General features: G+C 46.5%; 10 protein-coding genes. 8 read left to right on the forward strand and 2 right to left on the reverse strand.

The window, feature by feature from the left end:
* Position 1: 1 nt before the first annotated feature.
* Entirely contained in the window at positions 2 to 928 is a 927-nt protein-coding gene (locus tag CA600_RS16650) for a hypothetical protein (protein WP_082651207.1), read from the reverse strand.
* Entirely contained in the window at positions 921 to 1,091 is a 171-nt protein-coding gene (locus CA600_RS31280) for a hypothetical protein (protein WP_156113055.1), read from the reverse strand. Before CA600_RS31280 ends, CA600_RS16650 begins: the two co-directional genes overlap by 8 nt.
* A 187-nt stretch (positions 1,092 to 1,278) precedes the next feature.
* On the opposite strand from CA600_RS31280, the gene CA600_RS16655 reads away from it, so the two are divergent.
* The 8 genes from CA600_RS16655 (at position 1,279) to CA600_RS16690 (ending at position 18,314) form a co-directional block, all read left to right on the forward strand.
* Complete coding sequence (locus CA600_RS16655; protein ID WP_094871502.1) at positions 1,279 to 3,096, forward strand: vWA domain-containing protein; 1,818 nt, start codon at positions 1,279 to 1,281, stop codon at positions 3,094 to 3,096.
* Between the two features lie 61 nt (positions 3,097 to 3,157).
* Positions 3,158 to 6,547 (forward strand): tubulin-like doman-containing protein, encoded by a 3,390-nt coding sequence (locus CA600_RS16660; RefSeq protein WP_094871503.1) that lies wholly within the window; start codon positions 3,158 to 3,160, stop codon positions 6,545 to 6,547.
* Between the two features lie 4 nt (positions 6,548 to 6,551).
* Positions 6,552 to 8,954: a transcription initiation factor TFIID gene (locus tag CA600_RS16665; RefSeq protein WP_094871505.1), complete on the forward strand. Its 2,403-nt coding sequence runs from the start codon at positions 6,552 to 6,554 to the stop codon at positions 8,952 to 8,954.
* Positions 8,955 to 9,283: 329 nt separating this feature from the next.
* A complete protein-coding gene (locus CA600_RS16670; RefSeq protein ID WP_256989881.1) occupies positions 9,284 to 10,558 on the forward strand; it encodes a vWA domain-containing protein in 1,275 nt (424 codons plus the stop codon).
* Between the two features lie 22 nt (positions 10,559 to 10,580).
* Positions 10,581 to 11,222 (forward strand): beta-mannanase, encoded by a 642-nt coding sequence (locus tag CA600_RS16675; protein ID WP_094871508.1) that lies wholly within the window; start codon positions 10,581 to 10,583, stop codon positions 11,220 to 11,222.
* Positions 11,223 to 11,306: 84 nt separating this feature from the next.
* Entirely contained in the window at positions 11,307 to 12,569 is a 1,263-nt protein-coding gene (locus CA600_RS16680; RefSeq protein WP_042124368.1) for a hypothetical protein, read from the forward strand.
* Entirely contained in the window at positions 12,566 to 15,526 is a 2,961-nt protein-coding gene (locus CA600_RS16685; RefSeq protein WP_094871510.1) for a GAP1-N2 domain-containing protein, read from the forward strand. Before CA600_RS16680 ends, CA600_RS16685 begins: the two co-directional genes overlap by 4 nt.
* Positions 15,527 to 15,734: 208 nt before the next feature.
* Positions 15,735 to 18,314 carry a DUF4430 domain-containing protein gene (locus CA600_RS16690; protein WP_094871511.1) on the forward strand — a complete coding sequence of 860 codons (2,580 nt, stop codon included), beginning with the start codon at positions 15,735 to 15,737 and terminating at the stop codon, positions 18,312 to 18,314.
* Positions 18,315 to 18,438 lie beyond the last annotated feature (124 nt).

Raw genomic sequence — 18,438 nt, forward strand, 5'->3', positions numbered from 1 at the left:
CCTATTGAACTTCCGGGTCCCAGCGGTATTTGGCTTCACGAATGTCCGCTACTCTTTGGTCCAAGCCATTCCACGGTTCATGGGGATTTGCAGCGATGAGTTTGGATAACCGCATAAAGCGGTCTTTAGGCAGATCTTGCACGTATCGGCCGATCATACTGGAGTAGAGCAGGGCATAACGTTTCATTCTTACTGCAGCTCCGGCAACTCCCGTAAGGATGGTCATACCATTATTCATATGACGAATTTCTACTTCATAGTTCTTTACGTATCGTAGTGTACGATCTTTGATCAGATCAGGACGGACTTTAGCGATCTCGCCGATATATTCGGCTAGTAGCGGCTCGAAATCCTTAAGAAGAAGCTGCTCCAGTTCTAAATCCATATCCTTGCGAAGCAAAAAACCATGCAGCAAGGCGATACGTTGCCGTGCGATCCGGTCACCACGAAGCAGGATGGAGAGTTCGCGCAGCTTCTCGTAGGCAAGAACATCGTCCTCACGGAGTACGGAGACAGCCTCCTGGCGGTTGATCTCCAGTCCCTCTTTGATGATGCCAATTCCTCGGCCGAGCAGCTCGTTAAGAGAACGAAGATTCTCGTTCTGCCGTACTTTTCGCTGCGTATAGTACAATAGTCCAGCGAGGAGAATTCCTCCGGCACCACATAACATCATCTGCTCTATGCTATTTCCAAAATAGACGGAGGCTAGTGTAAGCAGTAAGATGAATAGGAGGCGCGTATGCATTTTTCTTCCTGCAATGGATGCGGCTTGCTTCTCTACCGTAATAAGTGAATCTTTACCGCATTTGGTGCATCGATCTTCACCGAGAGCGGTGTATTGTCCGCAGTGGCGACAAATACGAAGCTTGTCATAAGCGTAACGAGGAGCCTTGAAAGGGCGAAAGGTAACAGGTCTTTTCTTATTCACGGCCTTTGTCGCCTCCGTTCAATGCGGCCAGTAGGCGGTCGTTAATATCATCTCGAGTTAGTGGTTTACGTTGGCGTGCAGCATAGATGGAAATTTGAATTACGACAATTAGGAACGTAATCCCAAGAATGACGTATGAAATCATGGAACAGTCCTTTCTCATAGACGCCTCGCAGTATGGATAGCTCATAGAATGATCACTCTATGCATCATTGCTACTTTGGTCCGGCGGTCCTAAAGTTGAAGTTTACAAGGTTTAATTATATCATAATGGCATACTATTTACAGATTTTAGCGATAGTGCTGAACCTGTCATATGTGCCTAATATAACACAAGAGGAGCCCTATTTATGCTTCGTAAATATCAAAGCAACAGAACAACTAAGACACTTATTCAACGTATCTTCCCGGCATTACTGCTGGCGCTATGTCTTGCTGCCTCACCATTTGCAGCTGTTCAGGCCTATGCGGCAACATCGGCGCAATCTCACATTGATGCAGTGCTTCTTATCGATGTAAGTAACTCCATGAAGACTAGTGACAAGAACAAAGTCGCGAGCGAAGCGATGAAAATGTTCATAGATATGCTATCTACTCAAGGTGATAAAGTAGGTATTGTTGCCTATACCGACAAAGTGCAGCGGGAGAAGGCCCTGCTGGAAATTAATTCAGAGGCAGATAAACAGGATTTGAAGGATTTTATTGATGGACTGGACCGTGGAGCTTATACCGACATTGCTGTCGGTGTAGAAGAAGCTGTGAAGGTGCTCCAGAATGGTAGCGATCCGAATCATGAGCCAATCATTGTAATGCTAGCTGATGGCAATAATGATTTCAACAAAACAACAGGCCGGACGCAAAGCGAATCGGATAAAGAACTGAACGCCGCTGTGGAGGTCGCCAAGAAGAATGGCTATCCCATTTATACGATTGGGCTTAATGCCGACGGCAAGCTGAATAAACAGAAACTCGCTGATCTGTCCACTGAGACAGGTGGTAAAGCATTTTCGACGGACTCCGCAGATGATCTTCCGCAAATACTTAGTGAAATTTTTGCTAGCCATCTGAAGCTAAAGGTAGTGCCTGTGCAGTCGATCACTGCAAATGGGGATTATCAGGATGTGACCGTCAACGTGCCTAACGGCAGTGTTTTGGAAGCCAATATCTCAATTATGTCGTCACAGCCTGTGACCGCGAAGCTAACTGATCCTGCAGGAAATGCTGTCGCCATCCCGTCCAAGGATGTTGTGCTGTCGAAGTCTTCTACTTATAGCTTGATCAAGCTGTTGTCACCGCAAGAAGGAGATTGGAAGCTTCAGGTCAAAGGTGTGCCAAAGGATAAAATTGATATTAATCTAGTTTTTAACTACGATTTGGAGCTTAAGATCGATGCGTTGCCATCAGCAACCTATAAAAAAGGTGATAAAATTGATATTACCTCTCACCTGTTCAGCAATGGTACTCAGGTAACGCTCAGTAATTTGTATCAAGATATGAAGGCGGTACTGCTTGCTACAGATATCGATACAGGTGATGTACAGGAAATCGAACTGGATAACTCCGGGGATGTTTTTAAGGGTACCTTTGAGGTAAAAGAGAGCCATGACTATGAGCTGAAGGTTCGTGCAGAGGAAAGTAGTTTCTATCGTGAAAGTGCTCCTGTGAAGATCAGCGCGAAGTCAGGTGGCGCAGCTACTACTAGTCCATCAACAGGGACTGGCAAAGAAGAACCTCTGAAAGAAGCATCGTCTAATACCTTGTATTACATTATTGGTGGTATTCTTCTGGTGTTGGCAGCCGCTGCGGCATGGTATGTGCTGAATAAGAAATCGGCACGTGGTTTTGTTGGACAGTTGGTAATTGAGGTTAAAGACGGCAATACGGGTGAGAAGACCTACCCACAATATAAGAAACTTGCTGGCTTCAGAGGCAAGTTCACTCTTCATCAGCTGCTGCAATTAGCGCCTGAGCTGAAGGAAAGCGAGAGCATTATTTTCACACCAGCTAAGAATGACCGATTGCTGTTACGCAGTGGTGAAGGTGTTACTGTAGAGAGATCCGGACGTGCTGCGGATGCCTCGCGTGGTCTTGAGCTGAAGAGTGGTGACCGCGTTTCAGTGTCCCTGCACACGGTAGATAAGACGATTTATCTCGAATATTTAGTATAGAAGTGGTTTTGCAAGAAATCTGAAGTACAGCTTCCGCAAAACTTTTAGGAGGATAAAGCATATGAAACCAGTAGTAAGAGAGCATATACAGCAATTGGATGTATCACTAGGCGGCGGGATTGTCAGTGATAAGATCAGGGTGGATACGATTGATAATCCGATCCTGATTATTGGACTAGGCGGCACGGGCATTGATGCCCTGCTGCGACTTAAATATCAGATTAACCGCCGCTTTAAGCTGCCGGAAGATCCGATATCCAAGAAGAAGCGGGACAAGCCGGATAATGTGGAGTTTTTAGCCTTTGAGACGAATGAACAGGATCGCGGGAAGAAATACAAAGGGATTGGACTTGATCCACAGAATGAATTTGTATTGCTGGCAAATGCCGAAATCGGTGGATTGCTGCAGAATCGCAGTATTCTTGACTCCTACATTACGGATTGGTTGTCACCTGAACTGAGCATCACAGATGGTATGAACGGTGCCGCTGGTGTTCGGCAAGCTGGACGTCTACTCTTATTCACCAAGATTAATCAGGTGGTAGGTGCGATTGATAAGAAGATTAAGACCTTGTCCGTAGGGACTAACAAAAAGCTAATGGTCTTTCTTTTGACAGGTCTGTCAGGCGGTACAGGTAGTGGAGCGTTCTTGGATATTGCCTATATCGTACGCGGTATTATTGAACGTGATTATGGATCAGCCGGTATTGACCGTGTGAACACACTGGGTTACCTATTTACACCGGACGTGAACCTGTCTAATAAAAGTCTAAGCGAGCATACGCGTGAATATATTCGCAAGAACGGATATGCGGCGCTAAAAGAGCTGGATTACTGGATGAATGTAGACAGTCGCGGGGAACGATTCCAGCAGCAATACGGTAATATTTTGACGGTGAATTCTCCGCTGCCGCCTTTTAATCTATGCCATTTGATCTCTGCAACGAATACAGAAGGTAAGCTGCTTGAGAATGCGTATGATTACTGTATGAACGTAACGGCTGAGAACATCACGAACTTTATGGCAAGTGAAGAAAAGCAATCGGGTGAAGAATTCGCCATCCATGACTATATCAGTAATATCCGCACTAATATTGCGCAGATGAACAAGACTTATCCAGCTAACTATGAATACAACATTATCGGTGCCTCGTCTGCCGTGCTTCCGATTGAGGAAATGACGACTTATCTGGCCTTCCGCTTGTTTGATAAAATGGAAAAAATGTTCCAGCAGGCGCCTGGTCAAGAGGATGTTGAGAAATTCGCACGCAAGCTGGGGATAGATCTCGACAGCATGATTAAAACCTTTGAATCCCGTGTACCTGAGCCATTACCAGGTTTCGAAAATAGCGAACGCCTGAATCATGCCAATGTAGTTAAGAATCAAGTGGTAAGCATGGATACAGAGCTGGAGCAGAACTTCCTGGCTCGTGCCCGAGAAGAATATATCAAATCGAAAAAGCAGCTGCCTGGTGAAATTGTCGGACGTTTCAGTGAAGAGCTGGAGCGCATCTTCCTGCACCCAGAGCAAGGTCCGTTCTACGTTTCCCGCCTGCTGTACACCGAGAAGGGCTTCTGTATTTTGAAGCTGATTCAGTCTTATATTGAGGCTTTACGTGAAAGCTTGCTGCGTCTGCCACGGGATATTGAGACGGCACAGGACAGTGCGGATGAGAAGCTGAGCGATGCTCGCAGTGCTTTTGTATCCAAAGAGAAGAAGAAAAATGCCTATATTGAGGCTAAAATCAATGAATATTGGCTCCATGCCGATGTAGAACGCACGGAACAAATGATTCAATTTTACGAGGACTTATATGAACTCTTAAATGAAGAGAATAGCCGGATTTACGGTGTGTTTACGGAGATTCTTAGTGCGCTTAGCTCGATTTTTGCCAAGAATGGGGACATCCTTATCAATGGTGAAGAGCAAGCAGATTATAAAGGCAACAAAACTTATTATTGGAACATTGTTAACGTGCCGGATATTTCGGCGACGATCTCCAAAATCATGGATCAGAAGGACGGCGACGACCTGATTCGCGACTTCACCCGTGAAATGCTGAAACATTCCGGACGCTGGGTTAAGGAACAGGAGATTGATATCGTTCGCTCGATTTCGGATTTCCTTAGCGATAAGTTCGGGGATCTGATCACCCGTTCGATGGAAGATTTCCTTGTGATGAAATTCGGCCATGAAGAGCCGCTGGATAAGTTCGTAGAGCGGATTATTGCCGGTAAATTGGACGAAGAGGCTGTGCCTACCTTCCACCTTAGCAACAGCTCGGGCAGCTTGCATTTCCCATCATGGGGTTTCGTTTCCGTACCTGTTAAAGCGCCTGGCATCCTGAAAGGGATTCGTAATTATCAGAATAATGCGCTTGGCAAATCACAATTTACAATCAAAGAAAGCCAAGTGAAAAACCGTATTTTCTGGCTTAACACACGTAACGGTGTGCCACTCTTCGTCTACACGCCGCTGCGGGTGTTTGAAGAGAACTATGAGCGGACCATTCTCGATAAGGAAGGGATCGGCCGCCATCTGGTGATGACGGATAAGAACAACTGGACGTATCTCCCTTCTCCGATTCCGGAAAAATCATGGGGTGACACTTACGTCAATTCTCGTGTACGTGATTATAACGCACGTGTGCGTGCAGACTTTGCAAAGGCGTTGGCAAGCGGAGTGATCATCGAAAAAGGTGTAGACGAGAACACAAGCAACAGATACTCTGTTGTGTTTACGAAACCATTTGATATGGATGCTCTATTGAGTGGATTTGATATGCAGTTAAATTCTTCGCGTCCGAATCTCGGAGAAGTGAAGAAGGCGGCTGATGAACTAAAGAATCTGCGCGAGAAGGGCTTGGAGCGCGAAGGCATTAAAGATATTTTTGGCAGCATCAATAAAGAAATGGCACAGGAGAATCTAATTCGTTCACCACAGCTGATTTCTCGTGTTCGTATTGAGCTAGCTAAATATGCTGAGCTGACTGCAAAAGCAACGGAGCTTGAAGGGCTGCTCCATCAATATCTGGACGAAGACAAGTGGATGGACCAATTCATCGAAGCGTTGTACACGGACAGCATTATCAAGAAAGGCGCACTCTACGTTTATGACCGTGATGAAGAAGAGGAAGCTTGGGAGCCGTTTGCCAACTTGATGAAAGAACGTAGCTACGTGGAATATGCCGTGTACCGTCATTTCCGGGAGCTGGATGAGAAGAGCCGCAGCGTTCTGCTGCGTAAGGCAGCTCGCCGTGCGAGTGAAATGACTGCCGCTGAAGACGTAACCCCATTGCTCTATAAGCTGGAAGGTCTTTATGTATCATTCCTTGAAGCACGCGACAGCTTGGAGTATGAACGGGTAGAGTATGAGAGCGGCGATGAGATGTATAGTTTCTACAAGAGTATGACTAGCAAACTCGGCAGCATCCGCAGAAAGTTGAAATAGGCCTATGATCAAAACACTGGCATTATCCTATGGTGAACAATATGCGGTACAGGAAGAGGCACAGCGCAGTAAAGGGGATGGACGCAGCAGCATCCATTACCCAGCCCTGTTTCTGTTCGTAGGCGACAAGGTTGCTCCGGCCATCGGTCCGGTGCTGGATAGCTGCGAACGGAAATGGGATAACGCCGGCGGTGTTATGGCATTACATGCTGTGTCAGGCACGATGAGTGAGGACACAGACAGAAGTAAGAGGGGCACTGATGCAGGAGGAAAAGACCGGGTACTGGCCATGGCCTTGCCGGATATGGCAGGGTCAGATCCGCGCAAGGTGCGTCATGAGCTTTACCGCAAGTTTCATGAGGATACACGTTATCTTGCTGAAATGAATAAAGTTATCCGGCGGCTGAGCAACAGTATAGCGGATTATGGACGTCTATATTCATCTTTTGACGTGATTCATCTCTCTATCATTACGCGGGTCGATGACCCGCTTAATGTGTTGTTGCCAGAAATTACACTGCTGGCTCGTGCAATACTCAGTCAGTCTTTTAAGTCGGTACAGACGGATCTCTACGCTCTAATTAATGAGCGGGAGCAAGGGGATAATTTTGGATATTCCAGCTCGGTAGGGCTGGCTTTTCTGCGTGAATTGGACAGAATGCAAGCTACGGACTATACCTTTAATGCGCCGCTGCTTGTAACCGAAGACGGACTGTCAATTCCAGTTGGCCATGGTCCTTCTGCATTATTTGACCTTGTGTACCTGCTCTCTGATAAGAATGAGCGCGGAATGATGTCTGCTCACGGCATGGATGATAACTACGAGATTATTTCCCATATCAGTTTACTCAAGAATCGTGTTCGCCCGACTTCTGATCAGGCAACCGGACACGGCGGGTATAACAATATGACCTTCAAAAGCGGGATTAGAGGCAGCACAGGAAGACAAGGCTACGCCTCTGCAGGCTTTTCTGGCGTAAGAAGGCCTAATGTCCAAATTGCCTTGGCCGTGCTGTATCACGCCTTCCGGCGTCTTGCAGCGGATATGCGTGAGGGTAGTCCATGGACTATGCGCGAGCGTCAATCTCTATTAGGGCTGGATCCTGATCGTTTACGGGAGCATAGGGCGCAGCTAGTCCCGGAGAAAGACGGCCTTAGTGAAATGACAGGGCTAATGAGCCATGGACGTCCGTCCTACAATGAGCTGAAGCAGTTGTCACTTCGTGAAGCTGAACAGCAGCTGTTCGGTGATGGGGGCGAAGCTTATTTCCGTAATAATTTTGTGGCAGAGTCTAACCGGAGAGTAGAAGGTATTCATCCACTTCGTGGATGGCGCACCCTATTGGCGGCACAGGAAACAGCTACACCAGCAGTAACATTCTATCAGCTTGCGGAGTGGACAGCTGATCGCGATGAGGGTGGCAGTGTGCTGCATGCTTTGCGTCAGCATATGACTGGATTGCGTTCAGCACTTGTCTCCGCGCAGGATGAGCTTGAGGATCTTTATGCGGAAAGTGTGGAGCGCCAACCGTTCCAGCGTGTGCCGCTTTTTGACAAACGAACGGTACGCAACTTCATTCATTACTTATTCTCTGCGGTATATGGCAAAAAATATGAGCTATTATGTATGGAAAGTGAGCTTGCGCTATGCAGTCGTTTGGAATCTGCGCTTGAGCAGCTTCACGTGGAATGTGTGGCTCGTGTGAAAGCTATGGAGACGCTCCAAGAAGATCTGCGTATTACTGTGATGGACAGCATTGGACGAACGAATGAAACCACTGGCCAGAACGTGATGGAATACTACCGAGTTGTCACAGAAGAAGTAATGAAAGAGATCGAGACCCGGCGTGGGCCAGGGATATTCTTTAGTGACAAGTACATGGGTAGCATTTCTAAGCTGTTAGAGCAAGGCAAAGTAGCGGTAGCGGAGCGTTTGATTGCCATTTGTCAGCGGGAAATATTAACGGCAGATCCGTTTGCTCTATCTTTCGAAGAAGAGCTTTTGCGACGTGCAAATGTTGCGGCTGCTTATGAGAACCGTCAGGTTCTATCCAAGGAAGAGCTGTTCAAGCGTCTGTACCATAACCTGGAGGATAGCGCGACGATCAATGTTCGTCTGTTCGAATACACGCAAGAGCATCGTCATGAGGAAAAATATTTCTTCGGAGACAGCGCATCTGAATTCCTGCGCTATGCATTTGGTGTGGATGAGACGACTCGCATTTATCGCTTAGGCTTCGTGCATGAACAGCGCAGGAGCGGAGTGGAAAAATTAAATCTGATGGGTGGTTTCCATTTAGAGGACTTGCTCTATTACCGTAATGGGAAGGTTTATTATGAAACCTATGCTCAGAATGGCTATCAGCTTCATGGGGTGAGTGAAGAGCAGCTTCCCGAGATGCGCTGATGGCGTAATAGGTGGGTACCCTCACTTTGAGCCTCTTTATTGCACTTTGTGCAATAGAATCAACGGAAATAACCTTTAACTAGGGTTCTGTCGTATTTGATACATTAGATTTAAGCGGATTTCTGGAAGAGGGACATTTCTCCTTATTTCCAATGCACATTATGCAATAGAATAGAAATAGATGTTTCTTTTATTCCATTCTATTGCACAAAGTGCAATCTGGGGGATAATTACACATCCGGGCAGCCCGTTAATTTGGGCTACATAACCCCCGAACAATGTTAAGACCATAAGAGTACAATTCAGGTTTCTCCCGGAAAGGAAGTATAATGATGCAGAGAAAAATCAATCTGCTCCTGCTCTTCTTCAGTCTGATCGGCGGCGGGGTCGCCTTTCTTTTTGGCGAGTGGCTGCTAAGCTGGTACAACGATCTGCCTTCCATCTTACTCGTAGGCATTTATTTTGCCATAGTAGCACTCGGTATCGGCATCGGCTGCCTGCTAGCAGAAATGATCTCGCCACGGCTGAACGGAGCCTCATGGAAGCAGCGCTACCTAGGACTTTCCTGGAAGCTCCTGCCACTGATGATTGTCCTTGCACTTGGAGTTGGAGCATTAACAGAATTCGTTTATGAGCTGAATTTTGGCGGTGCTAAACCGGTTAAGAATGTTGTAATGGCTATTGATGACTCTGGCAGTATGGCGCAGAGTGATCCTGATAACAGCCGTTATTCAGCAGCTAAGGCGTTAATTGCGAGAATGGACAATGATAATCAGGTAGCGGTGGTGACCTTTAACCACGAAGCAGTAGTCGTCCAGCCGTTAACACCACTCTCGAATTCGCAGAATCGTGAGAAGGTGCTAACGTCCATTGATAATCTGAAGCCAACTGAGGGCGGCACGAACATTAGTGGTGCGATCTCGGAAGCACTTAAGGAGATAGACAGTGACGGCAGAAAAAATCAAGGCGCTATGGTCATTTTGCTGTCGGACGGAGTCAGTAATTTCGACACCTCACGAGAATTACAGACCTATATAGATCGTGGCATTGCCGTAAATACCATTGGCCTGGGGATGCAGGATCCTGCCGGTACCCAGTTGCTGCAGGATATTGCGAAACTAACGGGCGGTCACTATTATGATGTGACAGATACGGCTCTTTTGGGTGATGTATTCCAGCAAATCTATGATCGGTTGGGAGATCGAACATTGCTTACGGTGCGCAGTGATGCTACAGCAGATAGTCCATACTATGCTGCAGTTCGTATTTTGTCGCTGATGCTAATCGGTGCTGCACTTGGACTCGGTCTTGGTATTATGTTTGATAACCGTCATCTAGCAAAAAGCTTCGGGATTGGCGGCGTAATTTCAGGGTTGTTCGCAGGGCTTATTCTGGAATTTGGACTTAGCGGACATCATTTCACGGACGGACTTATTCGCCTTCTAGCTGTTCTTATATTGGCTGCAATCATCTCGTTATTTACAGGCGTCATTCCGGTAGGAGAAGGACGTATTTACCGTAATAGAAGAAACAATGCAGCGCCTACTCCACCGTCAGAAAGCTTTCCTGATCGACGGAGAAATCGGAACAGCAAAGGATTCTAGTAGTTGAAGGGGGCTTACAGTAATGAGGTACGCCGAGGATAATACTTCCGCTCTGGTAATAACGGATGTGACCTCTCAAGTGGATGACCGGTTCTGTACGCTGAGATGGCGCTGGCCGGACGGTGTGCAGGCGGTGTACATCCATAAGACCTCCGCAGAAGAGGCTTCTATTGGCACCGGGGATATTCCTCCGGCCGGAATGAAGCTCTATACTCGTGAGGAATACAAATCAAATAATGGATATCGTGATCGATTGGATGAGATCGGCCTAATCTCCTATACCATATACGCTCGCCTTGCTGATAACGGAGAGACGCTGCTGGTGAGGCAAAGTGATGGTGCGAACCGTATGGTGGTCAGTGCAGGCAAAGCCAGAATCTATTATTCCATTCAACAAAAAAGAGGATTATTCGGCAAACAAAAGACCGTACATATGGCGATTACGGCAGAAGTTCCAGTGGCTCGAGATGTCCTCTGTTATGTTAAGAAACGGGGAGGACATCCGGCAGGGAAAGAGGATGGTATTCTCTTTCCCTTTGTACAGGATTTCGCCCCTGGACGCAATGTACTCCCGCCGATTGAGATCGGTAAGGATGATTTTGTACGCATCTTTTTCACCGACGGTCCTAAGTATGGGCTTTATTACGATTTGGTGCCGGAGTAAAACCAGTCTATGCGTACAAGCGAGAGTTGGACATTGCCTGTCCATAGCAAGATACGCAGATACAACTTTTGGGAGGATGAGTAGATGTCTTTTTTTAGCCGTTTTATGAAAAAGAATCAGCCGGAGCCAAGGCCGCTTTTTTATGATATTGTGTGTCCGTATTGCTTCACTAAGTTCTCTCCGGAGGATGTAGTCTTCCGGGCTATGCATAGCCGAGAGGACGATGAGAATTACGCGCTGGGCGAAGATGATGCCTTGAATAAATACCGTGAGCGCTTTGGGCTTGATACGGTGGATGACATAGAAGCAATCATTAATCCGGCGGATATTCCGGAAGAATACCATCATTATACCGATCATGTGTTAACAGGGCTTACGGATCGTTATGGCGTGCTCACACGCAGACGGCTATGTCCATCCTGTCATAACGAGCTGCCTGTGACTGCAGGTAAGGTTCCGAGTAACATTATCTCGATTATCGGAGCTTCCCAAGTCGGGAAGTCGGTATACATGACCGCGCTGATTCATACCTTGCAGCATACGACAGCTGGTCATTTCGATGCCGCTTGTATGCCGCTCAACGCGGAGATTAGCCGTAAGTTCCGTACGCTCTATGAAGAACCGCTGTTTGAACGTGGGGATCTGCTAGCTTCCACACAGAAGGAGAAAATGCAGGAGCCGTTTATCTTTCAATTTGTTTTTAAGGATGAAGAAAAGCCGCCGCTGACACTTGTGTTCTTTGATGTAGCGGGTGAGGGCATGGTGGATCAGGATTATCTCGGACTACACGGTCAGCATATTAAGAACTCTGCCGGTATTCTGTTTATGGTCGATCCGCTGCAAATCCGTTCAATCCGTGAGAAAATTCATATTAACATCGGTGATCGCCCGGGCGAATGGGTCTCGCAATATGACGAGCCGCGTGATGTTGTGCTGACGATGTTCGGTGATTTTATCGCTTATCAGGAAAAGAGCAAAACTGACATTCCAACAGCAGTCGTTCTTGCGAAAAGTGATATGCTGCATTCGCTAAAGGATGAGGATGGCGATTACATCAAGTCCAACAGTAATGTGTTCAATAACTATGTCCATCGCAAAACATTGAATATGGATGAATTCCATAACATCGACGGAGAAATTCGCAGATTTATTGGTAAGGTGGACAGACCTTTTAAAGATACGATGGATGTGTACTTCTCGAATACGGGCTATTTTGCGGTTTCTGCGTTGGGCAGTAATCCTGTGAATCAGAAGATTGAGGGTGTAGTAAGCCCGATTCGCGTAGACGAGCCGTTTATTTGGCTGCTGCACAAGCTGAAGTATATTGAGGGGAGCGACGGCCCGTGAATGTTTTCTCAGGGTCTAAGATCGCCCAACAAATGTATACCCGCGAACGACGCGGATTGTTTCGTTCCACTGAAGGTTTTGATACAGTAGCGAAATCGGACAGCCTGGACAATAATTTTATCAAAAAAACATTACATCCCTTCTGCCTCTACGATGCACCGGCAGAGCTTACCGCGCGTGGAGAAAAGGATGAATCTGCATATCCTAGTGCGCTGCATCTGTTCCATGCGGAAAATGGTGACACGGTTATTGGAAAAAGTCATTATCAAGCGACGGATTTTACGGGCCAGCGGAGCGCCTTTTTTGCACATAACTTTGTAGTTCCGGCCTCACGTTCAGAGGAGATTGTTCAGAGCTACGGGGACTTTCTGCATGCGGATTTCGCAAAAAGCTATGAAGGAGAGCTGGGCGGCACCTTGCCGGAGCTGTCAGCTATTCCAGTTATACGTACAGATCGTCGCCCTGATCCTATAGCGGGATTACGCTTGTTAGGGATTGATGAAGGGATATTTAAGGCATTGCTGCAAGCGGTGATGCTCTCTGTGGCAGGTAAGAAAAAAATCTATATCGCTCTAAATGTACCTATCACGGAGCTGTCTGCACGTGCGGTGGAGCTTACAGAAATTTTATATAGCGTGCTGCCATATGAATTCCGCCGCAGATTAGGCGTCATTACTTATGCTAATGAACCGCAAAGCCGTAAATATATTCATCTTAGTTTTGTGGAAAAAGGTTCGCTCCGTCCCGGTGATCGCAGCATCGAGAAGGACTTCACCTTCGATTTGGTTACAGGCCGGATGGGAAATGTAGATTTTGGCGAGTCCCGTCAGCCGTATGCTGATCTGGTTTGGAAGCTGTTACTTCTGAATCCGGGGGATCTCGACGATTTCGTAAGTTTTGCCGATCAGATCCTGCGTGGAGAAAGTCCTGAGCATAAACTATCGCTCGCTCTCTATAATGAGTTAGCCGTATTTTATGAGATTGAGCAGGGGAATGAGCACTTATATACAGAGAATAAGAGCGCGGTGCTGAGTGGTTTGCTCTCTTATCTTAAAGCTGAGGGTGCGATTCATTCCAGAATCCGACTGAATGATATTTTCTTGGAGCGGTTCGACAGAGAATTTGATTTAGTCCGGCAAAGGAATGTCCCGGATCCTGCAATTATGGAGTGCTTTAAGGATTATTTTATTCTCAAGGATCATAATTACAAAGCCAGAATCGTTGATTATTTCATTAATGGAATGCTTCATAGCGTGGAAGCGGGACGCAAAGATGTTCTTAATGAAGCTTACGGTATCATTGAGAGTAATGATGAGCTGAGTGTTGCTTTTTTCCAACGGGTAATGTCAGAATCGTATTTCCGTAAGCAGCTATTAGAGCCTTATATGGAATCAAGACTAGTTGCTGCATCTAAATCTGTGGACATTCTGAATTTTGTACTCCATTGGGGCCGTTTTCTACCAGCTGCGTTAGAGCAGCCTTTTGCTCAGGATGCAGTAAGGGATTACTTGCTAGAAAAGCTACAACTGGAGACTGATCCGGTTGCTGCGGTGGCGGAAATTCATGGCACTGTAGATAAAGCAGAGAAAGATCGACGTAGAGGGACAGGCGTATCTCCTAAAGTACTTTCGCTTATGCTGGAGCTTGCCGCGTCTGCTGATAGATTCTTGTTGAACCGCCTATCCCTTACTGACATGACGCAGGAAGAGTTACTTGAGGTTGTTTTCTTACGTTATGGAAATGTTGTGGAGTGGCAGCCGCCATTAGATAGAATTAGCAAGCAGAAAGAAAATGCACTCCGCGCTGCGTATCGCTGGTTTGGTGAAGAGAAGCCGAATGAAGAGATTTTTGCAGGCTTATCTCCAAAGGAATTGGACGATGTACAGCTGCTCGGTCGCCGTTTACTGAAGGAAGCTAGAGTGCTAGAGCCTTTTGAACGTCTGCCTCTAGCTTTCTACTACACTAGTCAGCGCGAGGGTGGTCCGCTGGATTATGACGCACTCCTGGAATTAGTAAAGCATAAAGCCGGTACCGATAAGGATGTTATCTATCGATTCTTTGCATGGTCTCAAGGAAATTCTTTATTTACGATATCGAATAAAAAGCTTTATCCGGGTTATCGCCGGGCGATTCTGAAGTATTTCCAGAGCAGTGACCGCGAAGCCTTCAAGAATCGTGAGTTCCGTAAAAGCTATGTCGCTACAGCACGGCCTGCTCTTCAAAATGTGTACAATGAAGCTCGCGCTCAGCTTGCTTCCCCGCTGGCGCGCTGGATCAGCCGCAGTCGATTTCGACTCCTGATTTCCGGTTCCATCACGGGCATTCTGGTGATTGTCGCAATTATTGTATTCAGTATGCTGCGTCCGGAAGATCCAAAGACGGCTCTACCGGGGACAAGCCCTGAGCCGACAGCCGTTCAGAGTGCAGGCAATGAACTGCCTCCGGCTTCAGTATACTTGAAGGAGCAGAGTGTCGAAGGAGATAAGGGAAGCAGCATATTGGTGTTCACGTTTGCTAAAGCAGATGATTGTGTGCAATTTAATCTGACGGAGATTAGTCTGATGACTTCATCCAATGTGGTGGATAAGACCTTTAAGGTCGCTGCTAGCAATGGAACGTGTCCAGTTCCGTCAGCGGATGCCACAGGCACTGCTGTTGAACCGGCTGAAGATGCGGACGCTACTAACGCAGGAGCCGATGCCTCGCCGTCTCCTACCCCGGGAGCCGATGCGGATAATAACACAGTTGGGTCATCCGCGACAGCTGTCACAGAAGGGGTACAGCCATCCTATCAGGTGGAGGTTACCTTAGAACCGGGAGCGACCATCGTAGAGAAAAGTATGATCAAGGCGGGAAGATTTACATTGATTGTAGATCCCGCTCCAAAGGATGCACTGGGTGTTAACCCAAGTGCTGAACCTTCGCCAACGGCAAGTCCGGAAGGAACAGCTGAATAAAGGAATTTCTGATCAGCAGAACGATGCCGAAAGGTTTGGTTCTGCTGTTCTTTTTTTGTTACTCAAACAAAGCTTTTCTATAGACATGCTATGTATTAATAGATATGATTATGAAAATAAGGTTATACCGCCCTTTATAGGGGCGGTCTTTATGTTGTGCGCTCTTATTTTATGTAGTATCCATTCCTTTATAGAAAGAGGTTGAACAATGAAGAAAGTAGTCACCTCCAAGTTTTTTGTACTTGGACTGGCCATATTCATGGTCATTTCAATTTTAGGAACACCCCTTGCTCCGGCAGGAACCATCTTTGCAGAGGCAGGTGTTAGCACCGGACTAGATGAATCTAACGATGCAGCTGCTCAGGCGGAGCGAATTAATGTTGCGGATGCGACCTATACAGCTGCAGAGTTTATTTTAAAGGGTGGCGTGCAGTCGGATTGGCAAGCGATTGGACTGGCTCAAGCGGGATACAAACTGCCAGCAGGTTACCGTCTAGCTCTTGAGAAAAAGGTGAAGGATGCAGAGGGCAATTTCGCGAACGTAACGGATTATGCGAGAATTGTGCTCGCAGTAAGAGCAATTGGTGCTGATCCTACCAACTTTGCTGGAAGCGGAACAACACCTGGCTATAACTTAATAGAGAAGATCTATAATCATGACAAAATCAGTGGACAGACACTTAATAATCCAGTATATGCTTTGCTCGCACTGGACTCTGGTAAATATAATATTCCATATAACGCGAAATGGACTGCGGATAAGCTCATTGCTGAAATTCTCTCCAAGCAAAATCAAGATGGTGGCTTTGCCTTAACGACAGGCGCGAGTGAGCCAGATATGACAGCGATAGCTTTAACCGCTCTAGCGGCGCATAAGCGTAATCCAGAAGCTTACACAGCAGGGCTACAAGCCGTATCTTGGCTATCTAATGCTCAGGATAGTCATGGAGGTTACGGAGATAGTGCTGAGAGCGCTGCACAAGCTATTCTAGGTCTCACATCCTTCGGTGTAGATCCAAGTGGATTAGAATATACCAAGAATAAAGTGAATCTGATGGGTAACCTGCTGAGCTACCGTCTAGCTGACGGAAGCTTCGCGCATAGCCGTGACGGAAGCAGTAATATTCTAGCTACAGAGCAGGGCCTTCAGGCGCTTGTAGCTTACAATCTACTCTATAAAGACAGTAACAGTAAATTATACGATTTTTCTAAGTCATCCGTTCAGAATGCCTTAATCTATGCACCTGTTACTGTAGAGGGTCCTAAGAGTACTTTAGTACAGGGATATGGATATGCCAGTAACGTGCTTGGTGCACTAGAGAAGTTGGCTCTTCAGACGAACTTGCCGATCACGAATCCTTCCGGTGCATATGTCACTGGAATTGGAAACATTTCCGCTGGAAGCTACGGCGGCTATGACGGATGGATGTATGCCGTATCCCGTAACTCTCAATGGATCAACCCTGATGTTGGAATGAGTGATTTTGCGCTTAAAGATTCAGATCAGGTGCTGGTTTATTATGCTGGAGATGATACTAAACTTGTAGATTCGGTAACGGTGTCTAAACCAAGCCCTAAAGAGGGCGATTCTTTTACTGTAGTAGTGACTAGTAAGACATGGAAATGGGACGCTGTAACGAATACGTCCTCCCCGGTAACTGCCAAAGCTTCTGCCGTTCAGGTCCAAATTGGAAATCGCATCGTAACAACGAATGCTAAAGGCGAGGCGTTATTCTCAGGGAATGTTCCGGCAGGTGATTACAAGCTGACAGTAACAGGCTATCGTGAAGGAAAAGCACCATCGATAGCTAAATATACGCAAGATCTAAAGGTAATTCCTAAGAATGTAACGGCTTCACTTTCCGTGGAGGGTCCGCAAGGATTGATCGGTGAGGGGACTTTAAAGGCTTCCAATGCGCTTGAAGCTTTGCAGCAATTGGGGTTATCCAATGATTTTAAAGTAGATATCACGAAATCGTCGTATGGTAATTTTGTATCGGGCATTCATGGAGTTACTCAAGGCCTTTATGATGGCTGGTGGAGCTTCGTAGTATGGCGTAGCGGCGAATGGATCTATCCAAGTGTGGGTATGGATGCTTTTGAATTACAGGAATCGGACCGTGTTCTTGTATATTATGCCGGAGAAACCACACAGGTTGTTGATACTGCGGTTGTATCCTCTGTACAGCCGAAGCCGGGTGAAGCTTTCACAGTAACAGTTTCTCAGAAACAATGGGTGTGGAATAAGGATACCTTTACTTCTGATCCAGTGACTTCTCCAGCCGCTGGTGTGCAGGTCTTGATCGGTGATCAGAAGGCGATCACAAATGCTAAGGGGGTAGCTGCATTTGACCAAGGTCTACCAGCGAATACCTATACGATCATTGTTACCGGATATGTTAAGGATAGTGTGCCTAGTGTGGCGCGTTATACTCAGTCCCTAAACATTCCTTCAGATGTTATTGCTCCTGATAAAGCTACGGCTACCATTTCAGTCGTTGGGGATAACAAGAAGGGTACGATTCTGAACAGTACAACAGTATCGCTAAAAGAAGGTGAAACAGCTTATAGCTTATTGATTAGTCAATTGGGCGATAAGGTAGTATCATCCGGAAACGCTGGAAGTAAATACGTGAAATCTATAAATGGTTTGTCCGAATTTGATGGCGGACCTAGCAGTGGATGGAAGTATAAGACGAATAGAGATGCTGATCCAAGTATCAGTGCGGACAGCTACATTTTAGAGAACGGTGATATATTATATTGGTACTATTCATTGGGTGAATAAGTACGATTGATTATTCGTTAGACGGACACTACGATTCGGAGTATTAGCGGATCTAGTGTCCGTTTTTCTTTTCATTCGTTGCATTATTTGACAAGAGAAACTTTTTTTCGACATTTTATTCATG

Origin of the sequence: Paenibacillus sp. VTT E-133280 (genome assembly GCF_002264385.1) — a bacterium.
Lineage (GTDB): Bacteria > Bacillota > Bacilli > Paenibacillales > Paenibacillaceae > Paenibacillus_AQ > Paenibacillus_AQ nitricinens.

Excerpts from the sequence above, each read along its gene's own strand:
- CA600_RS16690 (WP_094871511.1), top strand. The coding sequence starts at position 15,735 with ATGAAGAAAGTAGTCACCTCCAAGTTTTTTGTACTTGGACTGGCCATA.
- CA600_RS16660 (WP_094871503.1), top strand. The coding sequence starts at position 3,158 with ATGAAACCAGTAGTAAGAGAGCATATACAGCAATTGGATGTATCACTA.
- CA600_RS16675 (WP_094871508.1), top strand. The coding sequence starts at position 10,581 with ATGAGGTACGCCGAGGATAATACTTCCGCTCTGGTAATAACGGATGTG.
- CA600_RS16655 (WP_094871502.1), top strand. The coding sequence starts at position 1,279 with ATGCTTCGTAAATATCAAAGCAACAGAACAACTAAGACACTTATTCAA.
- CA600_RS16665 (WP_094871505.1), top strand. The coding sequence starts at position 6,552 with ATGATCAAAACACTGGCATTATCCTATGGTGAACAATATGCGGTACAG.
- CA600_RS31280 (WP_156113055.1), bottom strand. The coding sequence starts at position 1,091 with ATGAGAAAGGACTGTTCCATGATTTCATACGTCATTCTTGGGATTACG.
- CA600_RS16670 (WP_256989881.1), top strand. The coding sequence starts at position 9,284 with ATGATGCAGAGAAAAATCAATCTGCTCCTGCTCTTCTTCAGTCTGATC.
- CA600_RS16680 (WP_042124368.1), top strand. The coding sequence starts at position 11,307 with ATGTCTTTTTTTAGCCGTTTTATGAAAAAGAATCAGCCGGAGCCAAGG.